The 6,559-nt window shown below is 71.8% G+C and carries 5 protein-coding genes and 1 pseudogene; 4 read left to right on the top strand and 2 right to left on the bottom strand.

Annotation, left to right across the window (positions count from 1 at the left end):
• Positions 1-889: ABC transporter ATP-binding protein (locus IG08_RS63270; protein WP_158812380.1), on the top strand; the 889-nt coding region annotated here is incomplete at its 5' end.
• On the opposite strand, the pseudogene IG08_RS0148590 reads toward IG08_RS63270, so the two are convergent.
• Positions 812-1,393, bottom strand: a pseudogene (locus tag IG08_RS0148590) (LuxR C-terminal-related transcriptional regulator); the annotation flags it as partial. The gene IG08_RS63270 and the pseudogene IG08_RS0148590 overlap by 78 nt on opposite strands.
• 298 nt (positions 1,394-1,691) lie before the next feature.
• On the opposite strand from IG08_RS0148590, the gene IG08_RS0148585 reads away from it, so the two are divergent.
• Positions 1,692-3,845, top strand: coding sequence for a SpoIIE family protein phosphatase (locus tag IG08_RS0148585; RefSeq protein ID WP_030619728.1), 2,154 nt, complete (start codon positions 1,692-1,694; stop codon positions 3,843-3,845).
• Between the two features lie 139 nt (positions 3,846-3,984).
• Here IG08_RS0148585 and IG08_RS0148580 read toward each other — a convergent pair whose 3' ends face one another.
• Positions 3,985-5,274, bottom strand: coding sequence for a S1 family peptidase (locus tag IG08_RS0148580; protein WP_030619726.1), 1,290 nt, complete (start codon positions 5,272-5,274; stop codon positions 3,985-3,987).
• A 185-nt stretch (positions 5,275-5,459) separates the two neighbouring features.
• Here IG08_RS0148580 and IG08_RS0148575 point away from each other — a divergent pair, with 185 nt between their 5' ends.
• Positions 5,460-5,873: a PaaI family thioesterase gene (locus IG08_RS0148575; protein WP_030619724.1), complete on the top strand. Its 414-nt coding sequence runs from the start codon at positions 5,460-5,462 to the stop codon at positions 5,871-5,873.
• A gap of 453 nt (positions 5,874-6,326) precedes the next feature.
• On the top strand, positions 6,327-6,542 hold the full coding sequence (locus IG08_RS0148570; RefSeq protein ID WP_030619722.1) for a hypothetical protein: 216 nt from the start codon (positions 6,327-6,329) through the stop codon (positions 6,540-6,542).
• Positions 6,543-6,559 lie beyond the last annotated feature (17 nt).

Below are 6,559 nucleotides of genomic sequence, written 5' to 3'. Positions count from 1 at the left end.
CCCCGCCAACGGCACCGCCCCCGCCCTCTCCCTCTCCTCCGTCACCTTCGCCTACGGCCCCGCCGCGGCCCCCGTCATCGAGGATCTCGACCTCACCCTCCCGTCCGGCGCCCACCTGGCCGTCGTAGGCCCGAGTGGGATCGGGAAGTCGACGCTCACGGCCCTGGTCGCGGGGCTGCTGGCGCCGGGGCGTGGCACGGTCCGGGTCTGTGGGTATCCGGTGCCCGGGCCGGAGGCCGCCGCGCGGCGCGTGCTCATCCCGCAGGAGGCGTACGTCCACACCGGCACCCTCGCCGAGAACCTCGGCCATCTGCGGCCCGAGCCCGTCCCCGAAGCGGAGCTGCTCGCCGCGGCCGAGGCGGTGGGTCTCCTGCCTCTGCTGGAGGCGCTCGGCGGACCGGGAGCGACCGTGGATCCGGCGGCGCTCTCCGCGGGCGAACGGCAGCTCGTCGCACTGACGCGGGCCTATCTGTCGTACGCCCCGCTCGTCCTGCTCGACGAGGCGACCTGTCATCTGGACCCGCGGGCAGAGCAGCGCGCGGAACGGGCCTTCGCCGAGCGGCCGGGCGGCACTCTGGTGGTCGTGGCGCACCGACTCAGCTCGGCCCGCCGTGCCGACCGGGTCCTGGTCATGGACGGCCGGACGAGGGCGTACGGCACCCATGGCGAGCTCATGCGGAGCTCGGCGCTCTACCGCGATCTCGTCGGCAGCTGGACGCCCGGACCGTCACAGCCAGCCCTCGCCCTGCGAGATCCGGATCGCGTCGATGCGGTTGCGGGCACCGGTCTTGCGGGTGATGGCCGCCATGTAGTTGCGCACGGTCCCGTGGGACAGGTGCAGGCTCCCGGCGATCTCCGCGACGGAGGCCCCCTCGGCGGCGAGGGTTAACACGCTCAGCTCCCGCCGGGTCAGCGGCATCTCGGCGGCCTTGAGGAAGCCGAAGCCCAGCGAGTCGTCGACGAAACGTTTCCCTTCGGCGACGCACCGGATCCCCCGCACCAGGCTCTCCGGTGTGCCCTCCTTGTCGACGTAACCGAGGGCCCCCGCCTCGACAGCGCGCTTCAGGAGCCCCGGCCTGTTCGCACTGGCCAGCACGAGGAGCCGTGGCGGCGCCAGGTCCGGGCTGTACGCGCGTAGCTCGCCCAGCGGCGGGATGCCGTAGGTGTCCGAGCACTCCAGGTCAGCCGCGCAGACGTCCGGCCGCACGGTTCCCAGACGGCTGGCCGCGCTGTGCCACGGGGCGTCGAACACCCCGAGGTCCGGTTCCCGGCCCAGCCACTCCGCCAGGACCGATCTGACCAGACACTCGTCGTGCACCAATAACACCCGGATCACTGCCCGTCCCTTCAGCTGCCGTACGTCTGTTCCGTGGGTGATGAGCACGTGCTCCATTGTTCGCGCCCGGGACCGTTCCGGGGCGCGAAGAACCGGCCATCAAGGTGCGCGGGGGCGCACGCACGGCGCCCGTACACCGCCGCGCGCTTCGACTGTGGGGGCATGGCCCGCAGCCGAGGGGGTACACGGCGGGCCACCGCGCGGGCACTCCTGCGCCCGCGCGCGAGCCGGCGCCGTCGCTCGTCGCGCACTCCGCTCGCCGTGCGCGACGAGCCGCCAGGGGGCAGATTTGATCCCTGGGGCCCGGTGTGCGACAGCGGCACGGGGCGCCTCCGGGACGCGCCCGTGCGAGGAGGTGGTCGGCGTGTCCGACGGACAGACGTCCGCACAGGCACCGGCGGCCGCCAGGACGCGGGTGGGGCGTCCGCTGCTCTCCCTGGCTCTGGCGTCGATGATGGACGAGGTCCACGCCCATTCCGGCGCGGTGTATCTGCTGGCCGCCGACGAGCCGGTGCTGGAGATGGCGGTGATGGCGGGGCTGCCCCGGGCGTTCGCCGCGCCGTGGGAGCGGGTGGGGCTGAGCGCGCCGATCCCGGTGGCGGAGGCGGTGCGGGAGCGGCGGCTGGTGTGGGTCGGCGGCGAGCAGGACATGGCGCGCCGCTATCCGCGCATCGCGGTCGTGCTGCCGTACCCCTTCGCCCTGGCCGCGGTGCCGGTGGCCACCCCGACCACCGTGTACGGCGCGGTCTTCGTGACCTGGCCCGGCTCGCATCCGCCGGAGCTGTCGGACCGGGACCAGGAGCACCTGACCGCGGCCTGCGGGCGGCTCGCGGTGCGGCTGAAGCGCGCGGTCGAGGAGAGCCGTCCGTTGTACGCCGAGCCCGATCTGCTCGCCGCGCCCGCGATGGGCGGCGTGGCCGGCACGCTGGGCACGGTGGAGGCGGCGCGGATGGTGGCGCGGCTGCCGTACGGGCTGTGCTCGCTCGATCTGAACGGGCGGGTCAGCTTCGCCAACGCGGCGGCGGCAGAGCTGATCGGCGCTCCGGTCTCCCAGTTGCTCGGCTCCCAGCTGTGGGCGACGGTCCCCTGGCTCAACGACCCGGTGTACGAGGACCGTTACCGGGCCGCGCTGCTCAGCCAGCAGACCACGTCGTTCGTGGCCCTGCGGCCGCCCGGTGACTGGCTGTCGTTCCGGCTGTATCCGAGCACGACCGGCCTCAGCGTGCGGGTCAGCCGGGCCCGGGCCGTCGCCGAGATGAACCGGGCCGGACCGCGGCCCGGCGACTCCCCTTCCCGTCTGGTCACGATCTCCCAGGTGCTGAGCCTGGCCGGTGCGCTCACCGAGGCGGTGAGCGTGCAGGACGTGGTGCAGCTGGTCGCGGACGAGATCGCCCCGGCCGTGGGCAGTCAGGCCCTGGTCCTGCTCGGATCCCGGGCCGGCCGGCTGCACGTGCTGGGGCATCGCGGGTACGCGGACCCGCATGTCGTGGAACGGTTCGACGGGCTGCCGCTGGCCGAGCAGACGCCGGGGGCGCACGTCCTCAGCAGCGGGGTGCCCGCCTTCTTCGACTCCCGGGAGCAGTTGGAGCGCCTGTATCCGGTGCGGCACTCGACCCCGGACGGCTTCGCGGCCTGGGCCTATCTGCCGCTGATCGCCTCCGGACGTCCGGTGGGCACCTGTGTGCTCGCCTACGCCGACACCCATCCCTTCCCCGCGGACGAGCGGGCGGTGCTGACGAGTCTGGGCGGGCTGATCGCCCAGGCACTGGAGCGGGCCGTTCTGTACGACGCCAAGCACCAGTTGGCGCACGGGCTGCAGCAGGCCCTGCTGCCGCACTCGCTGCCGACACTGCCCGGTATCGAGGCGGCCGCCCGCTATCTGCCGGCGACGCAGGGCATGGACATCGGCGGCGACTTCTACGACCTGGTGCCGACGCGGGGTCTCGCGGCCGCCGTGATCGGGGACGTGCAGGGGCACAACGTGACCGCGGCCGGGCTGATGGGGCAGATCCGGACCGCGGTGCGGGCGTACACGACGGTGGGCCAGGCCCCGGAGGAGGTCATGCGCAGCACCAACCGGCTGCTGATCGACCTCGGCGCCGAGTTGTTCGCCAGTTGTCTGTATCTACGGCTGGATCCGGAGCGTGGGCGGGCCGTGATGGCCCGGGCGGGGCATCCGCCGCCGCTGCTGAGACGTCCGGACGGGCAGGTGCGCGTCCTTGATCTGGCCGGCGGTCCGCTGCTCGGCATCGACGGCTCGGCCACCTATCCGACGACCGAGGTGGAGCTCACGCCCGGCTGCGTCCTCGCCCTCTACACCGACGGGCTGATCGAGTCGCCGGGCGTCGACATCGAGGACGCGCTCGCCGCTCTCGGGCAGCGGCTCACCGAGGCCGGGGACCTGCCGCTGGACGAGCTGGCCGATGCCCTGGTCCGCAGCAGTGCGGCCGCCCAGGAGCGGATCGACGACGTGGCGGTGCTGTTGCTCCGGGCCCGGACGGACGGCTGACAGCGGTGTGGTCCGGCCCTCCCGCCGGAGGGCCGGACCGCTTGCACCGCCGACCGGAACCGCGGGTGGGGCCGGACGGTGGTTGTGGACCGCGTCGGCAGCGGATCAGTGGGGGCGAACCGCTGCCGAGGCGGCCGGATCAGTTGGTCTGTGTCAGACCGCTTTCGTCCTCCGTGCCGGTACCCGTCTCCTCACCGGTACCGACCTCCTCGCCGGCGCCGGCCTCCTCGCCACCGACCTCTTCGCCGCCGACCGCGTCGCCGCCGGCCTCTTCACCGGCGCCTGCCTCTTCACCGCCTGCCGCGTCGCCCGCGCCGAGCGTGGCGCCGACCGCCGCCAGGGCGGTGGTGACCGGCTGGAAGAAGGTCTCACCGCCGACGGTGCAGTCGCCGCTGCCGCCGGAGGTCAGGCCGACCGCCAGGCCGTCCTGGGTGAACAGCGAGCCGCCGCTGTCGCCGGGCTCGGCGCAGACGTCGGTCTGGATGAGGCCGGTGACCGTGCCCTCGGGGTAGTTCACGGTGGCGTCGAGTCCGAGGACCTGGCCGTCGTTGAGGCCGGTGGTGCTGCCCATCCGGAAGACCTGGAGGCCGACCTCGGCGTCCGCGGCCTGGCTGATCGCGACGGTCTGTCCGCCGCCGACGTTGACCTCGCTCGCGGCCACGGTCGCGGGGTCGTCGTACTTGACGAGCGCGAAGTCGCCGTCGCCGGGGAAGGTGGCCTGGTCGACGGTGGCGATCGGCTCGCCGTCCTCGGCGTCCGCCCACGCGTCGGCCGCGACACCGCAGTGGCCGGCGGTCAGGAAGGCCGGGGAGCCGTCCTCCGCCTGGACGTTGAAGCCGAGCGAGCAGCGCGCGCCGCCGCCGAAGATGGCGTCACCGCCGGACACGAAGGTCTTGAAGGTGCCGGCCGACTTCTTGATGGTCGCCATGTCCGAGCCGAGGCTCTCGACGGTCGACTCGATGGTGTTCCAGTTCTCGCCGGTGACGGTGCTGTCGGCGGTGACCAGGATCTTGTTCGTCCGGGGGTCGACGGCCCACGCGGTGCCGGGGATGGTCGCCTCGGCCTTCAGGGTCTGTGCGCCCGCGGCCAGTTCGGTGAGGCTGTTGTCGACCTCGCGGACGGCGGCGCCCGCCTTCTTCGCCTGGACGATCACATTGTTGTTGTCGCCCGATATGACGTTGACGACCAGCTGCTGGCTGTCGGCGTCGTAGTAGGAACCGGCGAACGCGTCGCCCAGCAGCTCGGCGAGTTGCGAGGCGAGATCCGAGGCGTCGTCCGCCTTCAGGGTCCTGGGCGCGGCCGCGGCGTCGTTGGAACCGCTGTCCTGGGACGCGTTGGCGTTCGGCAGCAGAATGGCTGCCGCTCCGAGTGCCACCACACTGCCTGCCGCAAGTGCGGCCTTGCGCTTCGGAATTCGCTTGTGACTCAAACTTCTCGACCTCCTGGGGGACCGGAGTCTGTACCGCCGTGTGGCAGTTGTTCGGGGCGCCTGGATGGCAGTGGGTACGCACGGTGCGCACGGGGCGTTCAATTCCGTTTCCGTGCGCCCCCCTTGGAACACCGAATCGGCCACAGCACGCGCAGGGTGGGCCCGTGCCGGGAACAATCCCCCATATGACGATGACCACCGCCGAAGCCGACAAGATCCTCGCCGACAACTTCGCCCCTTGGGTTCTCGTCCTCGGCCTGTCGGTCGAGGCCCTGGGAGAAGACCGCGCGATCCTGCGCATGCCCTGGTCACAGGGGCTGGCCCGGGAGGGTGGCGCGCTATCGGGACAGGCGCTGATGGCCGCCGCCGACACCGCGACCGTGATCGCCGTGTCGGCGGCCCGGGGTACCTACGGACCGATGACCACGGTGCAGCAGTCCACGACCTTCCAGCGTGCGGTGACCGGTTCGGATGTCCTGATCGAAGCGGTCGTCACCAAGCTGGGACGCCGGATGGCGTTCGCCGACATCACGATGACCGCCGAGGGGTCGGGCGAGATCGCCGCGCACGCGAGCACGGTGTACGCACTCCTGGGCTGACACGGTCGGCAACCGGTCAACGACGGTCTGTTGTGGACTCCGATCGGAATCCTCCCTTCAGGGAATCTGCACATCGAATACCCAACCAAGTCACCGAACCGGAAGGTTCTGCACAAGCGGGGAGCGCCCGGCACGCCATTGGAGCGGAGTGTCGGATTCGCCCATGCGACAGCAAGGGCCCGGTTGAGCCGATGCCGCGTCCCATGTGAAGAAGTCGCCACGAAGCCGTGCGTGCGCCTGCACGGATGGGCGTCTATGTGACGCAAGTGCCCTGGTGAGACAGGTGGTTGATTGGAAGCCCGACCCCGCCGCGTGCTTTGATCCATCGCACCGCAGGGGCCGCGAAGGGCTTTTCGGAAACGGGCGCCCGGCGCCTGCGGTCGCGGCCGTCATCTGTCCCCAGAGGGGGCCGCTCCCCCCTTGTGAGATATCCATATGAAGGGAAGTTCCATCATGAACTCCACCCCCCAGGTTGAGACCGTTGAGATCTCGGACGCCGAGCTCGACAACGTCTCCGGCGGCCTTGCCCTCAACGCCCTCGGCACCGTCACCGGCCTGGTGGACGGCATCGCCCCGGTTTCCGGCCTGGTGAACACCGCCGTCGGCACGGTCGAGGGCGTCACCGGCCTGAGCACCGCCCCGGTCACCAACCTGGTCGCCGGTCTCTGATCGCACCACTTGTGACC

The sequence above is a fragment of the Streptomyces fulvoviolaceus genome (assembly GCF_000718165.1).
GTDB lineage: Bacteria > Actinomycetota > Actinomycetes > Streptomycetales > Streptomycetaceae > Streptomyces > Streptomyces fulvoviolaceus.
The sequence above is the reverse complement of the archived record's forward strand: the minus strand, read 5'-3'. Positions and strand labels throughout refer to the sequence as shown.

Bases quoted from the DNA above. Each gene is read 5' to 3' on its own strand.
- IG08_RS0148575 (WP_030619724.1), top strand. From the start codon at position 5,460: ATGACGATGACCACCGCCGAAGCCGACAAGATCCTCGCCGACAACTTC.
- IG08_RS0148570 (WP_030619722.1), top strand. From the start codon at position 6,327: ATGAACTCCACCCCCCAGGTTGAGACCGTTGAGATCTCGGACGCCGAG.